The organism is Burkholderia sp. Bmkn7 (genome assembly GCF_041103175.1).
GTDB classification, from domain to species: domain Bacteria; phylum Pseudomonadota; class Gammaproteobacteria; order Burkholderiales; family Burkholderiaceae; genus Burkholderia; species Burkholderia cepacia.
Genome location: NZ_JBGCUH010000002.1, coordinates 2410418 through 2433730, shown reverse-complemented (window position 1 = coordinate 2433730; position 23313 = coordinate 2410418). Strand labels below are relative to the sequence as shown.

At 67.9% G+C, this 23313-nt stretch carries 16 protein-coding genes; 7 read left to right on the top strand and 9 right to left on the bottom strand.

The annotated features are described in order from the left end of the window. Nucleotides 1–24: 24 nt before the first annotated feature. A complete protein-coding gene (gene pbpC, locus AB3K92_RS16780; protein ID WP_369465457.1) occupies nt 25–2268 on the bottom strand; it encodes a penicillin-binding protein 1C in 2244 nt (747 codons plus the stop codon). A 10-nt stretch (nt 2269–2278) separates the two neighbouring features. Further along, complete coding sequence (locus AB3K92_RS16775) at nt 2279–8335, bottom strand: alpha-2-macroglobulin (RefSeq protein WP_369465456.1); 6057 nt, start codon at nt 8333–8335, stop codon at nt 2279–2281. Nucleotides 8336–8645: 310 nt separating this feature from the next. On the opposite strand from AB3K92_RS16775, the gene AB3K92_RS16770 reads away from it, so the two are divergent. The 5 genes from AB3K92_RS16770 (at nt 8646) to AB3K92_RS16750 (ending at nt 13826) form a co-directional block, all read left to right on the top strand. Beyond that, on the top strand, nt 8646–9152 hold the full coding sequence (locus AB3K92_RS16770) for a sugar dehydrogenase complex small subunit (RefSeq protein ID WP_042976747.1): 507 nt from the start codon (nt 8646–8648) through the stop codon (nt 9150–9152). Then, a complete protein-coding gene (locus tag AB3K92_RS16765) occupies nt 9152–10771 on the top strand; it encodes a GMC family oxidoreductase (protein WP_021162033.1) in 1620 nt (539 codons plus the stop codon). The genes AB3K92_RS16770 and AB3K92_RS16765 overlap by 1 nt, the downstream gene beginning before the upstream one ends. Nucleotides 10772–10773: 2 nt before the next feature. Then, on the top strand, nt 10774–12051 hold the full coding sequence (locus AB3K92_RS16760; RefSeq protein WP_369465455.1) for a c-type cytochrome: 1278 nt from the start codon (nt 10774–10776) through the stop codon (nt 12049–12051). 185 nt (nt 12052–12236) lie between these two features. After that, complete coding sequence (locus tag AB3K92_RS16755; protein ID WP_027791849.1) at nt 12237–12656, top strand: DoxX family protein; 420 nt, start codon at nt 12237–12239, stop codon at nt 12654–12656. Nucleotides 12657–12719: 63 nt separating this feature from the next. Then, entirely contained in the window at nt 12720–13826 is a 1107-nt protein-coding gene (locus AB3K92_RS16750; RefSeq protein WP_021162030.1) for a porin, read from the top strand. An 88-nt stretch (nt 13827–13914) separates the two neighbouring features. Here the strand turns inward: AB3K92_RS16750 and AB3K92_RS16745 are convergent, their stop codons facing one another. From AB3K92_RS16745 to AB3K92_RS16735, 3 genes are all read right to left on the bottom strand, one after another. Further along, the gene (locus AB3K92_RS16745) at nt 13915–14457 is read right to left on the bottom strand and encodes a cysteine hydrolase family protein (RefSeq protein ID WP_369465454.1); all 543 of its coding nucleotides are present in this window, start codon (nt 14455–14457) and stop codon (nt 13915–13917) included. A gap of 232 nt (nt 14458–14689) precedes the next feature. After that, complete coding sequence (locus tag AB3K92_RS16740) at nt 14690–16009, bottom strand: MFS transporter (protein ID WP_059589001.1); 1320 nt, start codon at nt 16007–16009, stop codon at nt 14690–14692. 44 nt (nt 16010–16053) lie between these two features. After that, nucleotides 16054–17238 (bottom strand): M20 aminoacylase family protein, encoded by a 1185-nt coding sequence (locus tag AB3K92_RS16735; RefSeq protein WP_042976746.1) that lies wholly within the window; start codon nt 17236–17238, stop codon nt 16054–16056. Between the two features lie 182 nt (nt 17239–17420). Here AB3K92_RS16735 and AB3K92_RS16730 point away from each other — a divergent pair, with 182 nt between their 5' ends. Together AB3K92_RS16730 and AB3K92_RS16725 are read left to right on the top strand one after the other, a co-directional pair. Continuing rightward, nucleotides 17421–18323, top strand: coding sequence for a LysR substrate-binding domain-containing protein (locus AB3K92_RS16730; RefSeq protein ID WP_059697393.1), 903 nt, complete (start codon nt 17421–17423; stop codon nt 18321–18323). Between the two features lie 208 nt (nt 18324–18531). Continuing rightward, nucleotides 18532–18852 (top strand): pyrimidine/purine nucleoside phosphorylase, encoded by a 321-nt coding sequence (locus AB3K92_RS16725; protein WP_021162026.1) that lies wholly within the window; start codon nt 18532–18534, stop codon nt 18850–18852. Nucleotides 18853–18936: 84 nt separating this feature from the next. Here the strand turns inward: AB3K92_RS16725 and AB3K92_RS16720 are convergent, their stop codons facing one another. From AB3K92_RS16720 to AB3K92_RS16705, 4 genes are all read right to left on the bottom strand, one after another. Then, the gene (locus AB3K92_RS16720; RefSeq protein WP_021162025.1) at nt 18937–19272 is read right to left on the bottom strand and encodes a hypothetical protein; all 336 of its coding nucleotides are present in this window, start codon (nt 19270–19272) and stop codon (nt 18937–18939) included. Between the two features lie 482 nt (nt 19273–19754). Further along, nucleotides 19755–21542 carry a chloride channel protein gene (locus tag AB3K92_RS16715; RefSeq protein ID WP_369465453.1) on the bottom strand — a complete coding sequence of 596 codons (1788 nt, stop codon included), beginning with the start codon at nt 21540–21542 and terminating at the stop codon, nt 19755–19757. A gap of 20 nt (nt 21543–21562) precedes the next feature. After that, entirely contained in the window at nt 21563–21976 is a 414-nt protein-coding gene (locus AB3K92_RS16710; protein WP_021162022.1) for a MarR family winged helix-turn-helix transcriptional regulator, read from the bottom strand. Nucleotides 21977–22108: 132 nt separating this feature from the next. Beyond that, the gene (locus tag AB3K92_RS16705; RefSeq protein WP_059622749.1) at nt 22109–23284 is read right to left on the bottom strand and encodes an HPP family protein; all 1176 of its coding nucleotides are present in this window, start codon (nt 23282–23284) and stop codon (nt 22109–22111) included. Nucleotides 23285–23313 lie beyond the last annotated feature (29 nt).

Below are 23313 nucleotides of genomic sequence, written 5' to 3'. Positions count from 1 at the left end.
GAAAAGCCCGGCCGAAGCGCGCGTTCACGGCTTGCGCGCAGCCGCCTTCGCGAACGCGCCGCGCACCTCGAAGCCGATCGCGTCGGCAACATTGCCGCGCGCATCGACGAGTTCGAGCCGGTGCCGGCCCGGCCACGGCATCCACGCGATGCGGTCGGCATGCCCGATCACCTTGTCGTCGAGCCGCCACGCGAACTTCGCGGCGTGCCCGGCCGAGCGCTCGAACCAGATCCGCTGATTCTTCGGCGGAATGTCCGGGTCGATCGCGAAGATCGTGCCGTCGGTCGGCGTGCCGATCGTCAGCGGCGCGCGCGCGCCGTCCTTGCCCGGCGTGACGGGGGCGGCGAGCCGGATCGTGTCGACCGCCGTACCCGCGACGAACCATTCGTTGCGTGACGGTTCGATGTCGCGCTCGAAGGTGATGCGGCGCGTCTCGACGCCGGCCGGCGGGCGCGGCGCGCGGCTCGGCACGTCGCGGTGCAGGTACCCGACGACGGCCGACCACACCGGCGACGCGCCCGTGACACCCGACACGTCCCACATCGGCGAGCCGTCCGCGTTGCCGACCCACACGCCGACCGTATAGCGCGACGTGAATCCGACGGTCCAGTTGTCGCGCATGTCCTTGCTCGTGCCGGTCTTGACTGCCGAGAAGAAGCGCGTCGCGAGCGGGTTGTCGAAGCCGAACGTGCGCACGCGCGCGTTGTTGTCGGACAGGATGTCGGTCACGACGAAGCTGGCTGCCTCGCTGAACACGCGCGTGCCGTCGGCCGCGCGGGCGGGCGACGCGGCCGATGCGCCGGATGCAGGTGCCGGCGTTGGCAGGTCGACGACCTGGCGGGCGACGCCGCCGTTCGCGAGCGCGCGGTACGCGTTGGTCAGCGACAGCAGCGTGACGTCCGCACTGCCGAGCGCGAGGCTGAAGCCGTAGTAGTCGCCTTCCTGCGCGAGCGGCAGGCCGAGCGCGGTCAGCGTGCGCGCGAAGCGGTGCGGCGTGACGAGCACGAGCGTGCGCACGGCCGGCACGTTCAACGAGCCGCCGAGCGCGCTGCGCACGCTCACCCAGCCCTTGAAATCCTTGTCGTAGTTCTGCGGGATGTACAGGCCGCCGCCGGCGGCGAGGTTGATCGGCGCGTCGTCGAGCAGCGACGCGGCCGTCAGCCGTTTCTCGTCGATCGCCTGCGCGTACAGGAACGGCTTGAGTGTCGAGCCGGCCTGGCGCGGCGCGAGCACGGCGTCGACGTCGCGCGCGCTCGACAGCGCGCCGGACGAGCCGACCCAAGCACGAATCTCGCCGGTCGCGTTGTCGATCACGACGACCGCACCGTCCTGCACGTTGCGCCGGTGCGCGGGCGCGTTGAGTTCGGTCAGCGCGCGCATCAGCGTGTCGCGCGCGAAGCGCTGCAGCGGCGCATCGAGCGTCGTGCGCACCTGCGCGCCGGCCGCCGGCCGGACCTCGGCCGCGATGCGTCGCGCGAAGTGCGGGGCGAGGGCGGCGCCGTCGTCGCGCGCGGCGCTGGCCGGCCGCGCGGTGACCAGCTGCACGTAGCCGTCGAGCGAAGCACAGGCCTGCTCCGCATGCATGTCGCGCAGGATCCGGCACGCACGCTCGGCGATTTTCGCGGGCGTGGCGTTGGGCGCACGCACGAGTGCGGCCGCGATCGCGGCTTCGCGTGCGTCGAGGCCCGACGGCGCCTTGCCGAACAGCACCTGCGACAGCGCGGCGAGGCCGATCGTCTCGCCGCGGAACGGCACGAGGTTCAGGTATGCCTCGAGCACCTGGTCCTTGCGCCAGCCGCGTTCGAGCAGCAGCGCGTTGACCGCTTGCGAGGCCTTCTGCGGCAGCGAGCGCTGGCCCGACCGGCGCGGCGAATCGCTGAGCAGCCCGGCGAGCTGCATCGTGACGGTCGACGCGCCGCGCGTGCGTTCGTTCCACAGGTTGCCCCACGCGGCGCCTGCGATGCCGCGCCAGTCGACGCCGCTGTGTTCGTAAAAGCGCTTGTCTTCCGACACGACGATCGCCTCGCGAAACGCGGGCGACACGTCCGCAAGCGACACCCAGTCGCCGCGCCGTTCGGTGAGGTCGACGCGCGTGCGCTGCAGCGGCGTGCCGTCGCGCGCGAGCAGCACCCAGTCGGAGCTGCGCCAGTTGCGGCGCACTTCGTCGTAGCCCGGCAGCGCATGCGCGACGAGCGGTGCGGCCAGCACGACGGCGACGAATACGCGGCCGGCGAAACGCGCCGGCCGCGGCAATACCTGATCGATCATCGCGTACTCGTTACTTGCCCGCTTCGGCCGGCTTCACGGTCATCGGCGGGTTCGGCCACAGGCCGTACACGGACGGCGCGTACAGCGCCTCGACACGCGTCGGCGGCAGCCCGAACGTGCCGACGTTGTTCAGCCGCACCGTGTACTCGACCGAGAATTTGCCCTTCGGCAGATAGTCGTAGTACGCACGGTAGCCGTCGAAGTCGCGCTCGATGAACGCCGGCCAGGCGCCGTCCGGCGTCTTCTCGCCCTGCGTCGCCGCTTCGGAGTCGCGGCCGAGGCCCGAACCGAGGATCGTCGAACCGGCCGGAACCGGATCGTTGACGACGACCCACGTCATGTCGCTCTGCGCATCGATGTCGAGATGCACGCGCACGACGTCGCCGCGCGTCAGCACGCCCTTGACGGCGGGCGACACGGGCGTGACGGTCTTCGTGATCCGGTAGCCGGCCGCGAACGGCGAACGCAGCGGCACGGCCGCGAGGCTTTCGATGGTGGCCCACGGGCGGCCGGTGCCGTCTTGCGTGACGGACAGCGTGGCCGGTGCCTGCGACGCGCGCGGCCACGGCAGCATCACGCTGCGGGCCGCGGCGGCGCGGGTGGCCGGGGTGGCGGGGGCGGCCGAGGCAGCCGGGTCGGCGGGCGCGGGTGCCGGCGCCTGCGACCACGAGATCGTGCGTTCGTCGCCGCCGAGCGCGACCTTCGTCGCGCCGGCAACCGGCGTGCTCTCGTAGGTGCGCGAGAAGCGCTCGACCGCGAGCAGGCCGAGCGCGTTCGACGTGGTCGTCTGCCATGCGCCCTGGCGCTGCAGGGCGAGCAGGCCGGCCGTCACGCGCGGCATCTCGTCCTTCCACGCCGGATCGCCGGCGAATTCCAGCGCGAGGCGGGCCGCGTTGGTCTCGTTGCTGGTCATCAGCCACCACAGGTCGTCGTCGCGCGCGGTCGAGAACACGAGCTGCGTGCCCTGGTACGTGAGGCGTGCCCGCAGGATCTGCTCGACCTGCGCGCGTTTCTCGTCGCGTTGCGGGATGTCCTTCACGCGCGTGAGGATCGCGTGATAGTCGATCACCGCCGACGTCGGCCACTGGTTCGGCGCGATCTCGATCGAGCCGAGCATGCGTCCTTGCGCGGCACCGTAGCGCGACAGCGCCTCGATCGCGGCGAGCTTGCGGAGGTCGCGATCCTGGCGCGGCGCCCACGTGTTGCGCTCGAGGCGGCCGTCGACGAAGCGCGCGAGCCCGGCTTCGAGCTGCGTGCGGAGGTCTTCCGGCAGCGCGAAGCGCGGGTCGAGACGGCTCGCCTCGTCGGACACCACGAGCAGGTACGACGACAGCGTCGCGCTGCCGGCGTGCGAATCGTCGGACGACGGCGGGAAGTAGCTCGCGAGCCCGTCGCTGTCGAGATAGACGGGCATGCGGGCGATCAGCGCCTGCCATTGCGCGGGATCGCGCAGGCCGATCGCGCGCGACGTCTGCTGTTCGAGGCAGCGGTACGGATAGCGCTCGAACCAGCGCTTCACGCCGGGCAGCCCGTCGGCGAGCTTCGACTGCAGCGACACGGCGATGCCGCCGCGCGGCAAGCCTTGCGCGTTGTTCGCGGCGCCGGCCGGGGAGGCGACCGGCACCGTCAGCGTGCCGTCGACCTGCGCGAGCGTCGCCTGCTGAACCGTGACCGGCAGTGCGGGCACGACCTTCTGCGCGACCGCCAGCGCGTCGGACGCGCGCTTGCCGCCTTGCTCGGCCGCTTCGATGCGCCAGTTCAGCGCACCGGCCGCGTCGAGCGCCTGCTCGGGCACGGTGATCGTCCAGGCGACTTCGGTTGCCGTATTGGCCGCGAGGGATACGGTTTGCGGTGCGACATCGAGGCCCGTCACGCGCGGCGTCACGACGACCTGCATCGCGCGGTCGGTCGTGTTGCGCAGCGTGACTTGCGCGCGGAACGCGTCGCCTTCGCGCACGAGCGGCGGCAGGCCGGAGATCAGCTGCAGATCCTGCGTGCTGCGGATCGACGTGCTGCCGGTGCCGAAGCGGTCGGGGCCGACCGCCGCGATCGCGACGATCCGGAAGCGCGTGAGCGCGTCGTTCAGCGGCACCTCGACGGTCGCGCTGCCGTTGGCGTCCAGCGTCACGCGCGGATTCCACAGCAGCAGCGTGTCGAACAGCTCGCGCGTCGGCGCGCTGCCGCCGCCGCCGCCGGCCGGCACGGCCTTGCGGCCGAAGTGGCGGCGACCGACGATTTCCATCTGCGCGGTGGCCGTCTCGACGCCGTACGCGCGTCGCCGCAGCATCGCGTCGAGCAGGTCCCAGCTGTTGTTCGGCATCAGTTCGAGCAGCGCCTCGTCGACGGCCGCGACCGCGATCTGCGTGCCGGCCGGCGCGGGCTGGCCGTTCGGCAGCGTGACCTTCACGTGTGCCTGAGCCTTGCTGCGCACGGTGTAGCGCGTCGCGTCGGTCGTCACGGTCACGCCGAGACGATGCACGCCGGTGCCGACCTTGATCTCGCCGAGGCCGTAGCGGAACGCGGGTTTCGACAGGTCGACGAACGCGGTCGGCGCTTCATAGTGACGGCCCTCGCGCCAGAATGCGCGTGCCCATTCGACCGGTGCCTTCCAGCCCCACGTGAAGAACGAGTACCACGGCACCTCGCGAATCCGGCCGCGCAGCGCGAGCACCGACACATAGACGTTCGGCCCCCACGTGTCGCCGACCTTCAGGTCGACCGTCGGGTTCTTGCCGTTCAGTTCGACGATGTGCGTTTCCATCACGCCGCCGCGCTCGACCGCCACCAGCGCGGTCGCGTAGCGGAACGGCATGCGCACCTGGAAGCGGGCGGTTTCGCCCGGTTCGTACGAGGTTTTCTCGGGGATCACGTCGATCCGGTCGGTGTTGTCGCCGCCGAACCAGAGTTCGTCTTCGCGCGTGACCCATACCGAGGTCGACGCGTTCGACGTGCGGCCGTCGCCGTCCTTGGCCACTGCGATCAGCTGCACGTTGCCGGCCTGTTCGAGCGTCGCGTCGCAGGCCATGCGGCCCTTGTCGTCGGTCTTGCCCGAGCACAGCACGCCGAGGTCGCGGGTGTCGCTCTTGTTGTCGTACGCATAGAAGCCGCCGACCATCCGCTTGCGCGACGACGTCGTGATGCGCGCGACGCCCTTGATCTCGATCGGCACCGACGCGCGCGGCTTGCCTTGCAGGTCGACCGCCAGCGCCTGCACGGGCACGCGCTGGCCGACCGAGACCCAGCGGCCCGCCTTGATGCCGGCCACCACCGCGGCCGGCCACAGGATCGTGTCGCCGCGAATCGTCTGCACTTCGCCGTTCGGGTCCGCGAACGTCGCTTCGAGCGCGATGCGCTTCGGTGCGTCGACGTCGGGCAGGCCCTTCAGCGTGACCGAGCCCGCACCGTTGCGGTCGAGCGTCAGCGGCAGCTTGTCGGCGATCAGCTTCGTCGCGTCGGGATCGTTGCTCGACGACGATGCGTTGTCGCCGTCCTGCGCATCGTCGTCGGCGTTGCCGTCGCTCGTGTCGGGGCGATACGGCGTGAAGCTGAAATCCTCGAAGCGATCGGCGAACGGCGGCGATGCCCACTTCATCAGCGCCGACACCTGCACGGGCAGGTTCGATGCGCCACCGCCCGACACGTAGTCGATCTGCACCGCGAGCGGCGCTTCCTTCACGGCGACGAGCGGGCTTTTCTGCGCGTCGCGCGCGCCGATCGATCCTTTCAGCACCGGCAGGCGGAACGCCTCGACGCGGAAGCTGCCGCTGTAGTAGGTGGACGTGGGCGAGTCTTCCGGGCCGCCTTCGAGCTCGACGCTGTATTCACCGAGCTTCGCGGCGGCCGGCAGCGTGAACTGCGAGTCCGCGCTGTGGTCGGCCGCCCACGTGAGCGGCAGCTTGTAGGTCTGGCCCGTGCCGAGATGGCGGATCGTCACGCGCGTCGGGTATTGCGACGGGAACGCGAGGCTCTGCAGCGTCTCGGACCGGATGAAGTGCTTCATCGACACGGTTTCGCCCGCGCGCAGCAGCGTGCGGTCGAACACCGTATGCGCGCGCACGGTCCGTGCGCTGTCGGTATCGGTCGGCACGTTGAAGCGCCACGATTCGATCCCGCGGTTCCAGCCCGAGCTGACGAACGCCATGTCGGGGCCCGTCTTCGGATCGTTCACGCGGGCCGACACGAAGTAGTCGTCGAAGCGTTGCTCCGAGTCGGATGAACTGCATGCTCGCTTCGATTCGAACGCGCCGTCGATCTTCAGCAGCCCCTGCGCATCGGTCGTGCCCGATGCGATTTCGTCGCCGTTGCAGTCCGACACGCGGATCTGCGCGTTCGGCACGGGCTTGCCCTTGTCGAGCGTCGTGACCCACACGAGGTTGTTTTCGCGGCCCTGTTTCAGGTGCACGCCGAGGTTGGTGACGAGCACCGTGGTGCGCACGTACATGCTCGACGGCTTCGCGAGCAACGAGCGGCCGAGCGCGGGCGACGCGAGTTCGAGCACGTAGAAGCCGGGCTTGTCGATCGGCACGCCGACAACTTCGAACGGGCGCAGTGCCTTCGGGTCCGCCTTCGGCAGCGTCAGCGCCTGCACGCCAGGCTGGCCCTTGAGCAGGGTCAGCGAGCGCACGTCGATGCGGCGATCCTTCGGTGCGGGCGCCTTCTCGCCGGCCTCGCGCGGCACGTAGACGGGGTGCTGGCCCTTGCGTTCGAGCAGGCCGGGAATCTGGCTGTCGATCGAACCGGCCGTCATCGACCAGTTGTCGAAGCGGTCGACGGTGCGCATCCACTGACGAATCGCGGTGTCGTCGTCGACCTTCAGGTTCGAGAATTGCGCGCCCTGGGTGTTGAGGCCGTCGATATGCAGGTCGGCCTCGACGTTGCGCAGCGTGACGGGCACGAGCGCGGGCGTATCGGGTTCGGCGAAGCGCTCGACGATCCCGAAGGTGCCCGACGAGAACTTCGCGAGCGGCGGCATCGGCGCGGTGCGCGTCGCGAGCGGGAACAGGTCGGCGTTCGACAGCGGTCGGTCGGTCACGTCGCGCAGGCCCGACGGCAATTCGATCGTCAGGCCGGCCTGCTCGGGCAGCGGCGGGTTGAACGTGACGGTGGTGACTTCCTCGCTCTTGTCGTCGGCCGCGAAGGTCGGCGACAGCGAACCGTCAGGGCCGCGCAGCTTGATCGCCTCGGCGTTCTTGCGCGAGATCGGCGCGTTGAACGACAGCGTGAGCGGGCGCAGCGGCGTGCAGGGCGCTTTCGCGTTCTCGCGCTCGCACGAGAAGCTCGCGGCGAACGGTGCGCGCACGGTGAAATCGAAGCGCCGTTCCGTTTCGTTCGGAATCCCGCTCGGGCTCGTGACGCCCTTGCCGTACACGAGCTGCATCTTCGCGCTCGCGGGCAGCGCCTGCGCGCACGACAGCGTCAGCACGCGCGCGGCATCCTTCTTCAGCCCGAAGTGATCGAGCAGCGCGTTGCGCGCATCGTCGTCGGCGGCCGTGACGGGAATGCGGTTGCCGATGCCGGCCGCTTCGCACCAGATGTTCGCGAGCGCCGAGCGAGGTTCGGCCGGGCCGTTCAGCTTGAGCACGAATACCTGGTGTTCCTCGATCTCGCGCGAGCCGGGGCGGACGTTCACCGGGAACGGGCCGCCCGTCTGGAACGTGAAGCGGCGCGGGCCGCTGGCCGCATTGCCGGCGACCGAACGCAACGTGTCGTTGAGCGCGACCGAGCAGCGCACGCCGGGCGGCAGGTCGTTTTCGAAATCGTAAACCCAGGTCTTGTCGTCGAGCCAGTGACCCTGGCCGCGCGCGGCCGCGGAATCGTTGCAGGTGACGCGTGCGGGATTCGGCGCGGACGCCGAGCCGAACGCGACCATCGGTTCGTCGAACTTGACGACGCTCTGCCGGACTTCGGTGACGGTGCCTTGCGGCGAGACGCTCACCGTGCGGGCCGCGCCCGCATGCAGCGACAGTGCCGTGGCGCCGCCGAGCGCCGCGACGGCGCCAAGGCGCCAGAGCAGCCGGGTGGTGTGGTGGATGCGTTCCGTCTTGTTCTGTTTGTCGTGCTGCTTCATCGCTCGATTGTCCTCGGAGGGAAGCTTTCTGTTTGATTGCACGCGATTCTAACCGACCGACATGCGCATGCATCGTCGCGTGCAGTCAGTGTGTCGCCGGTGTACGACATGGGTGCGTCGGCCGCAACTTTGTCGCGCCGACGATACAAAAAAGCATCGAAATGTCGATTGTCTCGGATTGCGGAACATTTAATGGACTATAAAAAGATTGTTCGATCCGATTTGTGCGCGTACATTTCAGGTCCGCGCCAATGTTTGAGAAATATCAAGCGTGGTTTTCCCGAATCCGGTGTTCGAGAGAAAAGGAAACATGCACAACGACAACACTCCCCACTCGCGTCGCACTGGCGACGCAGCCGTAACAGGCATCACTCGGCGTCAATGGCTGCAGGGCGCACTGGCGCTGACGGCGGCGGGCCTCACGGGCTCGCTGGCGTTGCGGGCCCTGGCCGACGATCCCGGCACCGCGCCGCTCGATACGTTCATGACGCTCTCCGAAGCATTGACAGGCAAGAAGGGGCTGAGCCGCGTGCTCGGCCAGCGCTTCCTGCAGGCCTTGCAGAAGGGTTCGTTCAAGACGGCCGACAGCCTGCCGCAACTCGCCGGCGCACTCGCGTCCGGTTCGCTGAATCCCGATCAGGAAACACTCGCGCTGAAGATTCTTGAGGCGTGGTATCTCGGCGTCGTCGACAACGTCGTGATTACCTACGAAGAAGCATTAATGTTCAGCGTCGTGTCCGATACGCTCGTGATCCCGTCGTATTGCCCCAACAAACCCGGCTTCTGGGCCGACAAACCGATCGAGAGGCAAGCCTGATGGCCGATACCGATACGCAAAAGGCCGACGTCGTCGTCGTCGGCTCGGGTGTCGCAGGCGCGATCGTCGCACACCAGCTCGCGATGGCGGGCAAGTCCGTGATCCTGCTGGAAGCCGGCCCGCGCATGCCGCGCTGGGAAATCGTCGAGCGCTTCCGCAACCAGGTCGACAAGACCGATTTCATGGCGCCGTATCCGTCGAGCGCATGGGCGCCGCATCCGGAATACGGCCCGCCGAACGACTACCTGATCCTGAAGGGCGAGCACAAGTTCAACTCGCAGTACATCCGCGCGGTGGGCGGCACGACGTGGCACTGGGCCGCGTCGGCGTGGCGCTTCATCCCGAACGACTTCAAGATGAAGACCGTGTACGGTGTCGGCCGCGACTGGCCGATCCAGTACGACGACATCGAGCATTACTACCAGCGCGCCGAGGAAGAGCTCGGCGTGTGGGGCCCGGGCCCCGAGGAAGACCTGTACTCGCCGCGCAAGGAGCCGTACCCGATGCCGCCGCTGCCGTTGTCGTTCAACGAGCAGACGATCAAGAGCGCGCTCAACGGCTACGACCCGAAGTTCCACGTGGTGACCGAGCCGGTCGCGCGCAACAGCCGCCCGTACGACGGCCGGCCCACTTGTTGCGGGAACAACAACTGCATGCCGATCTGCCCGATCGGCGCGATGTACAACGGCATCGTCCACGTCGAGAAGGCCGAGCAGGCCGGCGCGAAGCTGATCGACAGCGCGGTCGTCTACAAGCTCGAGACCGGGCCGGACAAGCGCATCACCGCCGCGGTCTACAAGGACAAGACGGGTGCCGACCATCGCGTCGAAGGCAAGTACTTCGTGATTGCCGCGAACGGTATCGAGACGCCGAAGATCCTGCTGATGTCCGCGAACCGCGATTTCCCGAACGGTGTCGCGAACAGCTCGGACATGGTCGGCCGCAACCTGATGGACCATCCGGGCACCGGCGTGTCGTTCTACGCGAACGAGAAGCTGTGGCCGGGCCGCGGCCCGCAGGAGATGACGTCGCTGATCGGCTTCCGCGACGGCCCGTTCCGCGCGACCGAAGCCGCGAAGAAGATCCATCTGTCGAACATGTCGCGCATCAACCAGGAGACGCAGAAGATCTTCAAGGCCGGCAAGCTGATGAAGCCCGAGGAGCTCGACGCGCAGATCCGCGATCGTTCCGCGCGCTACGTGCAGTTCGACTGTTTCCACGAAATCCTGCCGCAGCCCGAGAACCGCATCGTGCCGAGCAAGACGGCCACCGACGCGATCGGCATCCCGCGCCCGGAGATCACCTATGCGATCGACGACTACGTGAAGCGCGGCGCCGTGCACACGCGCGAGGTCTACGCGACGGCCGCGAAGGTGCTGGGCGGCACCGAAGTCGTCTTCAACGACGAGTTCGCGCCGAACAACCACATCACGGGCGCGACGATCATGGGCGCGGATGCACGCGACTCGGTCGTCGACAAGGACTGCCGCACGTTCGACCATCCGAACCTGTTCATCTCGAGCAGCTCGACGATGCCGACCGTCGGTACGGTGAACGTGACGCTGACGATCGCGGCGCTCGCGCTGCGGATGTCGGACACGCTGAAGAAGGAAGTCTGACCGTGCGGAAATCTACTCTCACCTTCCTCCTCGCCGGCTGCCTCGCGCTGCCGGGCCTCGCACGCGCGGCCGATGCGGCCGATCCGGCGCTGGTCAAGCGCGGCGAATACCTCGCGGTCGCGGGCGACTGCATGGCCTGCCACACCGCGAAGGGCGGCAAGCCGTTCGCGGGCGGTCTCGGCATGCCGATCCCGATGCTCGGCAAGATCTATACGAGCAACATCACGCCCGATCCCGAGACGGGCATCGGCAACTGGTCGGCCGAGGACTTCGAGCGCGCGGTGCGCCACGGGGTGTCGAAGAACGGCGACAACCTGTATCCGGCGATGCCGTACGTGTCGTACGCGAAGATCAACGACGACGACGTGCAGGCGCTGTATGCGTACTTCATGCACGGCGTCGAGCCGGTCAAGCAGGCGCCGCCGAAGAACGAGATTCCCGCGCTGCTGAGCATGCGCTGGCCGCTGAAGATCTGGAACTGGCTGTTCCTGAAGGACGGCGTCTACCAGCCGAAGCCGGCGCAGAGCGCCGAGTGGAACCGCGGCGCGTATCTCGTGCAGGGCCTCGCGCACTGCAGCACGTGCCACACGCCGCGCGGCATCGCGATGCAGGAGAAGTCGCTCGACGAAACCGGCGGCAGCTTCCTGTCGGGTTCGGTGCTCGCGGGCTGGGACGGCTACAACATCACGTCCGACCCGAACGCCGGGATCGGCGGCTGGACGCAGCAGCAGCTCGTCCAGTACCTGCGCACCGGCACCGTGCCGGGCCTCGCGCAGGCGGCCGGGCCGATGGCCGAGGCGATCGAGCACAGCTTCTCGAAGATGACCGAAGCCGACATCGGCGCGATCTCGACGTACATTCGCACGGTGCCGGCAGTTGCCAGCGGCGACGCGAAGCAGTCGCGCTCGTCGTGGGGCAAGCCGGCCGAGGACGGCCTGACGCTGCGCGGTGCCCCGCTCGCGTCGTCGGGCATCGATCCGGCGCGGCTGTATCTCGGCAACTGCGCGACCTGCCACCAGATGCAGGGCAAGGGCACGCCGGACGGTTATTACCCGCCGCTGTTCCACAACTCGACGGTGGGCGCACCGAATCCGACCAACCTCGTGCAGGTGATCCTGAACGGCGTGCAGCGCAAGGCCGGCAGCGAGGACGTCGGGATGCCGGCGTTCCGCCACGAGCTGTCGGATGCGCAGATCGCCGCGCTGACGAACTACCTGACCGGGCAGTTCGGCAATCCGGCCGCGAAGGTGACCGAGCAGGACGTCGCGAAGCTGCGCTGATGCGGCGCGCGACGAAGCAGGGCGATAACTGACAAGAGGAGGAGCACAGCACATCGGGTTGTTGCCCGATGCCGGTTGTTGCAGAGCGGGACGGGCGGCGCAGGCGGCCGCCCGTCCCGGTTCATTCGCAATCCGGTGCGCCGCGCGTATTTGCGCCATGCGCATCGCTTTCGTTGATCGACACCATGACACCGAATCAACCGTTTCTCGCGTCCCAGCGCGATGTGCTGCTGCTGCTTGCCCGGATCCTGCTCGTGATCCTGTTCGTGATGTTCGGCTGGAAGAAGATCGTCGACTTCCCCGGTACCATCGCGTTCATGGGTTCGGAAGGCGCGCCCGCGCCGATCATTTCCGCCGCGATCTCCGTCGTGATGGAACTGTTCGTCGGGGTCGCGATCCTGGTCGGCTTCCAGACGCGCGCGCTCGCGCTGCTGCTGGCGCTCTATACGATCGGCACCGGCATCATCGGCCACCATTACTGGACGATGACGGGCGGCGAGCAGATCAACAACATGATTCATTTCTACAAGAACATCGCGATCTCCGGCGGCCTGCTCGCGCTTTGCGCGGCGGGCCCCGGGCGTTTCTCGATCGATCGCGGATAAGCAGACCCGGGGCGCGCGCATGGGGCGCGCGCGGGAAGGTCGAGACTCCGAGGGGGCATCATTTTGCGACTCAAACATTTCGCATGGCTGATCGCGGCCGCCACACCGGCGGCTGCCTTTGCACAGACGAGCGTGACGCTGTACGGCCGGATCGACGGCGGCATCGAATACCTGAACCACATCGCGCAGCCGAACGGCGGCAGCGCGACCCGCTGGAGTGCCGAAGGCGGCGACTGGGGCACCAGCATGTTCGGCTTGAAGGGCTTCGAGGATCTCGGCGGCGGGCTGTCGACTGTCTTCAACCTGGAGACCGCGTTCCAGGTGATGAACGGCACGACGGGCGGCGGGCGCATGTGGTCGCGGCGCGCGTATGTCGGGCTCAAGAGCGACACGTGGGGCCAGCTGCAGGCCGGCCGAAACCTGTTCATCGACAGCGACGGGGTGTGGGAATTCGACCCGTTCGTCCAGCAGGCGTTTTCGTCGGCATCGCTCGTGCGCGGCCGCAACTGGCAGCAGACCAGCAACAACATCGAATATCACAGCCCCGTGATCGGCGGCTTCGACGTGCAGGCGCAATATGCGTTCGGCAACCAGTCGCGCGGCTTCAACTACGGCGCGGCCGACGATTTCGGCCGCTCGGACGGGATCATGATCTCGTACCACTCGCCGTTGCTCGACGTACGCGGCATCTATGATGAGCTGCGCGACAACAACGGCAAGTTCAGCAACATCTTCACTGCGTCGCGTGAGTACTTCGTCGGTGCGAACGTCAAGGTGTCGAAGTTCAAGATCCAGGGCGCGTATACGCACTACCAGGCGCCGGACAGCCCGGCCGGGGTGGCCGATCGCGCCGATCACTACTGGCTCGGTGCGACCTACACCGCGACGCCGCAATGGGCCGTGACGGGCGGCGGTTACTACGTGAAGGTGGGCGACGGTGGCGGCGACGCGTCGCACGATCCGTCGGGGCACGCGATGATGTACGTGCTCGGCACCACGTACAACCTGTCGAAGCGCACGTTCCTGTACGGCACGGTCGCGTATGTGCGCAACGGCGGGAATTCGAACTTCTCGCTGCTCGCGACGCCGCGTGATGCGACGTCGGGGACGAGCCCGATGACCGGCGAGTCGCAGACGGGGGCGTATGTGGGGATGATGCATACGTTTTGAGCGGCGAAGGTATACGCCTTGCACGCAACAACGCACGAACGGTTGCCGCCCGTGCGTTGTTGCTTCGACGGCGCGTGCCCGTTGCCGGTCAGAACACGCATGCGTCGGTCGTGGTGAGCGTCGCGAACGGCCCCCCAAGCGTCGCATTGTGATGCGCGACAATCCGCTCGGCCGGCAGTTCGGGCGTATCCATGCAGGTATGCCCGTCGGTCACGAGCACCGCACGAAAACCATGATCGGCGGCCGCACGGCACGCCGTGTCGACGCAGTACTGCGTCTTCATCCCCGCAATCACGATCTCGCCGATGCCGGCCGCCTGCAGCCATGCGGCGAGCGGCGTGCCGGTGAAGCAGCTCGACTGCGTTTTGGCGAACACGGTATCGCGTGCGGCATCGATTGCGAGTTCGGGCAACAGTGCGGTCAGCGGCGAGTCGGGCGCGATCGGCGAACCGGCGGGGCCGGTGTGCCGTACCGCGAACACCGGTGCACCGGCTTCATGCGCGCAGCCGATCAACCGGTTGATGTTCGCGAGCACGCGTTCGCCGTCGTACGGCCGATCGGGGCCGTGATACAGGCCGACCTGCATGTCGACGACGAGCAGTGCGCGTTTCGGGGAAGAGACTTCGGGCATGGCGTTTCTCCTGAGTGACCGATACGGACGGAGAAACGACAAGACCCCGTCCGGAACCGGCGGGGCCTGTGAGGAATCGTGGCGCTACGACCTTGCGCGCACTCGCCGCACGAGCCCGCCGAAGGCGGTCGTGCGTGTCGTGGTCGCGAAGGTGGTCGTGGTGTGGCGCATGGAGCGATCATGCCCGATGCGCACGTACTGCGTCAATCTCGCATCCGGCATCGCCCACCGGTCAGTCGAGTGCCTTCCCGGCTTTTTCGTCCATGCAGCGAATCGCGAGCAGCGTGAACGCGCCGCAACCAATCGCATACCACGCCGGCGCATTCGGGTTGCCGGTTGCCGCGATCAGCCACGTGACGAAAAACTGCGCGAAGCCGCCGAAGATCGCAACGCCCACGCTGTACACGAGTGCGCCGCCCGTCGCGCGCACCGCACGCGGGAACAGCTCGCCGAGCATCGCACCCGTCGCACCGACGTTGATCGCATGCACGATCGACAGCGCGGCGATGATCGACAGCAGCGACACCGCGCCCGGCCAGCGGTTCAGCGCGATGAATGCCGGATAGATCGCGACCATCAGCACGATGCGCGTCCACCAGACGATCCGGTTGCGACCGTACACGTCGGACAGGTGGCCGCCGATTGGCGTCACGAGCATCAGGATCGCGCCCGCGACGCAGCCGGCCGTCATCGACAGCCAGGTCGGCAGATGCAACACCTGCACGCCGTAGATCGCCATGTAGAACACGATGATGTAGTGGATCGACGTGCCGCCGATCGTCACGCCGAGGCCCGCGAACACGGCCTTGCCGTGATGGCGCAGCACGTCGGCGAGCGGCAGCGATGCGACCGGCTCGTCGTGCGTGGCGGCGGGCGCGGCGGCCGGCACTTCCTCGACGGTGCGGCGCAGCCAGTAGCCGAGCGGCACGAACAGCGTGCCGATGATGAACGGGACGCGCCAGCCCCAGCTTTCGAGCTGCGCGGCATTCAGCGTCGACGTCAGCGCGACGCCGGTCAGCGCACCGGCGAGCGCGGCGAGTCCCTGGCTCGAGAACTGGAACGATGCGTAGAAGCCGCGACGATGCTGCGGCGCCTGCTCGAGCAGCAGCGTGGTCGACGCGCCGACTTCGCCGCCCGACGCGAACCCTTGCAGCAGGCGTGCGAGCACGAGCAGCAGCGGGGCGGCGAGGCCGATCTGCGCGTAGGTCGGCGCGACGGCGATCGTCGCGGTGCCGAGCGCCATCAGCAACAGCGTGAGGATCATCGCCTTCTTGCGGCCGGCGCGGTCGGCATACATGCCGATCACGAGCCCGCCGAGCGGGCGCGTGACGAAGCCGACACCGAAGCTCGCGACCGCGAGCATCAATTGCCCGAACGACGAATGCACGGGAAAGAACAGCTTGCCGATCAGGATCGCGAAGAAGCTGTAGACCGTGAAGTCGTAGAACTCGAGCGCGTTGCCGACGGCGGCGGCCGCGATCAGCCGGCGTTTCTTCGCGGCGGCGCGAGCATCGACCGGCGTGCCGGCGAGCGAAAGGGCGGACGTTTCCATGTGGGGTTCCCCCGGTTGGCGCGAAACGATGGGATGAAGGGCCGTCAGGCCGCGAGCCAGGCTTCGGCGATGCGAACCCAGTAGCTCGCGCCGATCGCGAGGATGTCGTCGTTGAAGTCGTAGCCGGGGTTGTGCACCATGCAGCCGCCCTTGCTGCCGATCCCGTTGCCGATGAATGCGTAGCAGCCGGGGCGCGCTTCGAGCATGAACGCGAAATCCTCGCTGCCCATCAGCGGCGCGGCGTCGGTTTCGACACGCTCGGCGCCGAGCATCCGGCGCGCGATGTCGGCCGCGAATGCAGTCGGCTCCGCGTGATTGACGAGCACCGGGTAGCCGTAGTCGTAGTCGACTTCTGCCGTGACGCCGAAGCTCTCCGCCTGGCCTTTCGCGAGCGCTTCGATGCGGCGCGCGAGCAGCGCGCGCACGTCGGCGTTCAGCGCGCGCACCGACAGTTTCATCACGACGGTTTCGGGAATGATGTTGAAGGTCTCGCCTGCCTGCACGCTGCCGACCGTGATCACGGCCGCATGCTGCGCATCGACCTCGCGCGCGACGATCGTCTGCAGCGCGACCATGATGCTGCCCGCGGCCGACATCGGATCGCGCGCGAAATGCGGCATCGCGCCGTGGCCGCCGACACCGCGCAGCGTGATCGTCACGCGGTCGGCCGATGCCATCGCGGCGCCGGTGCGGAAGGCCATGTCGCCGGCCGCGCGGCCCGGCATGTTGTGGATCGCGAAGATCGCGTCGCACGGGAAACGGTCGAACAGGCCGTCGTCCATCATCGCTTTCGCGCCGCCGAAGTTTTCTTCGGCCGGCTGGAAGATCAGGTTCAGCGTGCCGGAGAACTGGCGCGTTGCCGCGAGGTGGCGCGCCGCGCACAGCAGCATCGCGGTGTGGCCGTCGTGGCCGCACGCATGCATCTTGTTCGCATGGCGGCTCGCGTACGGCAGGCCGGTGGCTTCCGCGAGCGGCAGTGCATCCATGTCGGCACGCAGCCCGACCGTGCGTGTGCCTTGCCCTTCGCGCAGCACGCCGACCACGCCCGTCTTGCCGATGCCGCGATGCACGTCGTAACCCCAGCCGGCGAGCAGCTCGGCGACGAGGTCGCTCGTGAGCGTTTCCTCGAATGCGAGTTCGGGGTGAGCGTGGATGCGGTGGCGCACCTCGACCAGCTCGGGCGCGATCGCGGCGATACCGGGGATGACGGGGTTCACGGCTTGCAGCATGGTCTCTCCTGTGGGGCGGCGGGGGCGTTTGACGCACATATGACGAGCAAGCATATAAATTTCTTTTGCGTACCAGAAGCTGATAAATTGCTTTGGTGCTCACCACCGGTTGCCGCTCGGGAATACCCTGAGCCGGTGTGTGCCGTGCAGCACAGGGTTTCCACGGATCACGCGTCACCGCCATGAAATACCATCAGCTGAAAGCGTTCGTCACCGTCGCGGAAGAGGGGAGCATTCGCGCGGCCGCGCGGCGCCTGAACGTGTCGCCGGCGGCATTGACGAAGGCGGTCAAGGAACTGGAGATCGCGCTCGGCGTGTCGCTCGTCGTGCGCACCGCGCGCGGCGTCCAGCTCACCGCGTTCGGCCAGCAGTTGCAGGTGCGCGCGCGGCTGATCGTCGCCGAAATGCAGCGCGCCCGCGACGACATCGAGCAGGCGCAGGGGGCGATGACGGGCTCCGTCGCGGCGGCGGTCACGCCGGCCGCCGCGGTGACGATCCTGCCCGATGCGTTTCGCGCGTTCCGGCGGCGTTTTCCGGTGGCGCGCGTCAGTATCGTCGAAGGGTTTCCGGGCGTCGCGCTGCCGCGGCTGCACGACGGCTCGCTCGATTTCGCGGTGGCCGTCGTCGTGCCCGAACTGCTGGCCGCCGAGTTCGATCACGCCGAACTGTATTCGAGCCGTTCGCTGATCGTTGCGCGCAAGGGGCATCCGCTCGCATCGGCCACGTCGCTCGCCGATCTCGTCGAAGCCGACTGGCTGATGAATCCGTCGCCCGAAAGCTCGACGCAGGTGCTGTTCAATTCGTTCGTCGCCTACGGGTTGCCGGTGCCGGCGCGCGTCGTCGAATGCCCGAGCTTCGGGCTCGCGCGCAGCCTGATGATGGGCTGCGACCTGATTGCCTCGATGCCCGAGCAACTGCTGCAGGGCGAGTGGGCGCGCGACCAGTTCGCGGTCCTGCCGATCCGCGAGCGGTTGCCGGCCGTATCGGTGCAGGTCATCACACGTCGCGACAGCCCGCTGACGCCGGCAGCGGCCATGCTGCTCGATTGCCTGCGCGATTCCGCGAGGCGCAAGGGGCTGATGTGAACCTGCACCGGCGGCCAGCGACCATCATGTGTCGTTATCCTGACGATCTGGCGTGCGGCGTTGCGGTCGCCCGGCGGGCACGTGGCTTGCGCAGCGGGCACGTCATCGCGGCGCCCGCCGCGCGAGCCGGTATCATAGCGGCCGGCCCGCCGCTCCGGCCGGCCTCCAACAACATCGCCATCCGGCATCCAGCAAGCAGAGGCATTTCATGACCAGTGCAACCCAATTCGACAACGTATCGATCGTCAAGCGCGCGAACGTCTATTTCGACGGCAAGTGCGTGTCGCATACCGTGCTCTTCCCGGACGGCACGCGCAAGACGCTCGGCGTGATCCTGCCGTGCGCGCTCAACTTCGGCACCGATGCGCCCGAATTGATGGAAGTGCAGGCCGGCAAGTGCCGCGTGAAGCTCGACGGCAGCAGCGAATGGCAGACCTACGGCGCCGGCGAATCGTTCTCGGTGCCGGGCAAGAGCCGCTTCGACATCGAAGTGCTCGAGACGCTCGATTACGTCTGCAGCTACCTGTAAGACGCGCGCAGCAAAAGAAAAGCCCCGCCGAAGCGGGGCTCGTCACAAGCGGATGGCGCAAGGCCATCCGGAGCGCCTGTTCTCTTACAGGCAGGCGTTGATGTCGCCGGCCGACGATGCGTCGCCGCCGCGGAAACCGACCCACGTCTTTGCATTCGCGGCGTTGGCCGGGCGCACGACGGCCGCGGCGCCGTTCGGCGGCTGCTGGCCCGGCGCATACACGGCCATGGCGAGGCCGTTCGCGAGTTCATACTGAGACGTCACTTGTTGCTGCGACTTGTCGGCCCAGGTCTTGGCGATGCATTGCGCGACCTGGTCGGCGGGCTTCTGGCTTTGTCCCACGTTTTGGAGGGCAGAATCGGCTGCATGAGCAGAAAATGCCACGGTCAATGCGATGAGCGGTAAGTATTTCGCGTTCACGTTATCTCCCTCGAGTCGTGATTGATTGAGTGGGATGCGCAGCAGGACTGCGTGCAAGTGAGATCGCATCGAACAAGCACGGTTCCGGCTATTCCGAAACAAGTTGTTAACGCGCTTGCCAAATGGCGACTCCGATGCTGTGCACTTTGCTGCGGCACGGCATGCATCGTGTGCGGCTCGACGTCATGCGCGGCGTGGTCGGCGCGCTGCCCGGTCGTGTGGTGAAGTGATGGTCGCGGCGAGCGGCATGCGTGTGCATGCCGTGCCGCAACTCTTTATTTGATTGTGCGCAGTGGAATGGCTGATTGTTGGCCCCGTCGCATGAGTACCATGATGACAAACTTTCGGCCGTCGAATTGTTAACCAACTTTAAACAGGGGAAGCGACGGAATGCGACGCGGCACGCGACGGGCGTGCCGCGTCGTGCGCAGAGGTGACGCGAGCGGCGCGTGCGCGGCGAGGGTGCCGCGCGGTGCAGTGGGTCAGCCGGCCTTGCGCGTGCCGATGTCGCGCAGGTTGGGCGGGACGATCGGGCGGAAGCGCTCGCGCTTCTGTTCGTCGTCGAAGTGCTGCAACGCGGGCTTGATGAGGTCGCTGCGCGACACGATGCCCGTGATGCGCATCGAGTGCTCGTCGGCGACGACGGGCAGGCGCTCGAGCCCGAGCATCGCGAGTCGCGACGCGACGACGCGGCACGTTTCGTGCGCTTGGGCAATCGCAGGCGCACGATTGGCGAACGCGCGCGAGATCGGCGTGTCGGCTGCAGCCTGCGCGCGCTGCGCATCGAGCGTCGCGCGATCGACGAGACCGAGCAGGCGCCCGTTCTGCACGACCGGGTACGCACGGTGCGTCTGCTTCGCGCCGAAGTACCGCGACTCGACGGCATCGAGCGTCGCCGCGCCGTCGATCGTGACGAGCAGGTCGGCGGACGTCATCACTTCGCCGATGTCGTGCCGTTCGAGCGGATCGACGCCGTATTCGCGATAGATGTGATAGCCGCGGCGTGCGATCTTTTCCGTCATGATCGAGCGTTTCATCACGATGGTTGCGAAGCCGTGCGCGACGAGCGTCGCCGCGAGCAGCGGCAGCAGCGCGTTCGCGTCATGCGTGAGGCCGAACGCGAACACGATCGCGGTGAGCGGGGCGCCGAGCGTCGCGCCGAGGGTCGCGGCCATGCACACGAGCGGCCACAGTGTCGGGTCGCCGCCGGGCAGCATCGGCGACAGCACGGTGCCGAGGCCGGCGCCGAGCATCAGCAGCGGAGCGAGCACGCCGCCCGACGTGCCCGAGCCGAGCGCGATCACCCACATCACGGCTTTCACGATCAGCAGCGCGAGCGCGATCTTCAAGGCGATGTGCTGGTGCAGCAGGTCGCCGATCACGTCGTAGCCGACGCCGAGCGCGCGCGGCTCGAGCCAGCCGCCGATGCCGATCACGATCGCGCCGAGCGCGGGCCACCACATCCAGTGCACCGGCAGCTTCGCGAAGGTGTCCTCGACGCGGTACAGCGCGGCCGACAGCCCGCATGCGAGCAGGCCCGACAGCAGGCCCGCGACGATGCACGACAGCAGCGCGACGGGTGTCGGCGCGGCCGTCGTCAGCGGAAACAGCGGATCGACGCCGAAGAACACGGCGCGGGCGAAACCCGCCACCGCGCATGCCAGGGCGACCGGCAGGAAACTGCGCGGACGCCATTCGAACAGCAGCAGTTCGACCGCGAGCAGCACGGCGGCGACCGGCGTGCCGAACACGGCCGTCATGCCGGCGGCCGCGCCGGCGACGAGCAGCGTCTTGCGCTCGGCGGCGGTCACGTGCACGCACTGCGCGATCAGCGAGCCGAGTGCGCCGCCCGTCATGATGATCGGGCCTTCGGCGCCGAACGGGCCGCCGCTGCCGATCACGACGCCGGACGACAGCGGCTTGAGGATCGCGACCTTCGGCGACATGCGGCTCTTGCCGAACAGGATCGCCTCGATCGCTTCCGGAATGCCGTGGCCGCGGATCTTTTCCGAACCGAAGCGCGCCATCAACCCCACGATCAGCCCGCCGATCACCGGCACCACGATCACCCACGCGCCCAGCGAGTTGGTCGCGGGCGAGCGGTCGACGAACGAGAACTGCTGGAAGAAGAACAGGTTCGTGAACAGATGGATCAGGCTCAACAGCACGAACGCGGCAAGCGTGCTGAGCAGGCCGATCCCGGCGGCGAGCAACGCGATCCTGGGCAGGCGTTCGTTGGTCGAGAAATCGCGTTTGTGTGGGGCGTTCATCGGCGTGGAAAAGGAAAGGGTCAGAAATCGATCTGCGGAACCTGGAACGCGCCCTTGAGCGACTTCAGCTCGGCGCGATGCATGGCCGCGAGGCGGGCGAGCAGCGTCTCGCCGGCCGGCTCGAGGTGAACCTCGACCTGCCGGCGATCCGCTTCGCTGGTCTTGCGCTTCACGAGGCCGAGCGCTTCGCAGCGCGTGACCAGCGCGACGACTCCGTGATGCTGCGCCTGCAGGCGTTCCGCGAGTTCGCCGATGGTCGCCCATTCGCGATGCGGGTAGCCCTTGATGTGCAGCAACAGCAGGTATTGCAGCGGCGTCACGCCCTCGCTTTGCGCGGCGCGCTCGGAGAAGCGCTCGAAGCGGCGCATCTGGTAGCGGAACTCGGACAGTTGCTGGAAATCGCTTTTCGTCAGCGCGCGTCGGGTATCGTTCATCGAGGTCGGTCGGGCAGTCGGTTACGGTGACGTTGAATATATCACAACATGATATAAATGGCCGGATTCGTGCGGACAGGATGCGCTCCGCGTTGCACCGGCCGCTACATGGCGTTACGTGCGCGGCATACGTCAGGCGGCATCGAGCATTTGCGTCTGCCGATAGAGGCCCGTGACGAGATCCGTCTGGGTAATGATCCCGACGAGCCGGTGCGATTCATCGACGACCGGAATGTGGTGGTGGCCCGAATGCGTCAACAGCGGGACGAGCGCGGTGATCGGCATCGTTTCCGGCACGCACGCGACGTCGCGGGTCATCACGGAGGAGACGCTCGCCGGCTGGCCGCCGAACGATTGCGGCAGCCGCGCGGACAGGCGTTGCCACAGCGGGGTCGGGCGGCGCGGCTGGCGCGTCAGGTCGGCGCGCGTGACGATGCCGGTCAGGCGGCCTTCGCCGTCGACCACGGGCAGCGCCTTCACGCGATGGCGGTCGAGCAGCGTGAGCGCGGCCATTACCGATGTCGACGGCGCGACTTCGATCGCGTTCTTCGTCATCAGGTCGGCGCACGAGAGCTGGCCGAACGTGCGTGAGTAGGCCTGCATCTCGGTTTCGCGCAGCAGTGCTTCCAGGTCGTCCGGATCGACGTCGAGCCATTCGCCGCGGCGCTCGAGCACCGCGTCGAGGTCGCCGCGTGTGAAGCGGCCGCGCGCCGGAGTGGCGCCGCCCGCCTGCGGTTTCGCTTCGGGGCGCATGCCGCCGTGCGGGTAGCGGTGCCCGGTCAGCGTGTGATAGGCGAGTGCGGCGGACAGCAGGATGGCCGATTGCAGCGCGATCGGCTCCAGCACGAAGCGGAACCCGAGTGAATGGATCGCAGGGCCGCCGACCACGGCCGTGAGCGCGACGGCGCCCGACGGCGGGTGCACGCAGCGCAGCGCGAACATGCCGCCGATCGCGCACGCGATCGCGACCGCGGCGGCCGTGATCGGATCGGCGATCCATTGCGCGCAGGCGACACCGACCGTCGCCGCGACGAGATTGCCGCCGATGATCGACCACGGCTGCGCGAGCGGACTCGCCGGCACCGCGAACAGCAGCACGGCCGACGCGCCCATCGGCGCGACGAGCAGCGGCACGAGGCCCGGTACGCCAGGCAGCACGCGCATGGTCACGCCGACTGTCGCGATGCCGACGAGCGCGCCCATGCACGAACGCAGGCGCTCGCGCCAGCCCAGCGACATCGGATGGGGAATGAAGCTGTGCAGCCATTGCCGCAACGTGCGGCGCGACGGAGGTGAGCCTGACGACATGGACGGTAAGCGGTAAAGATGACAGCGCG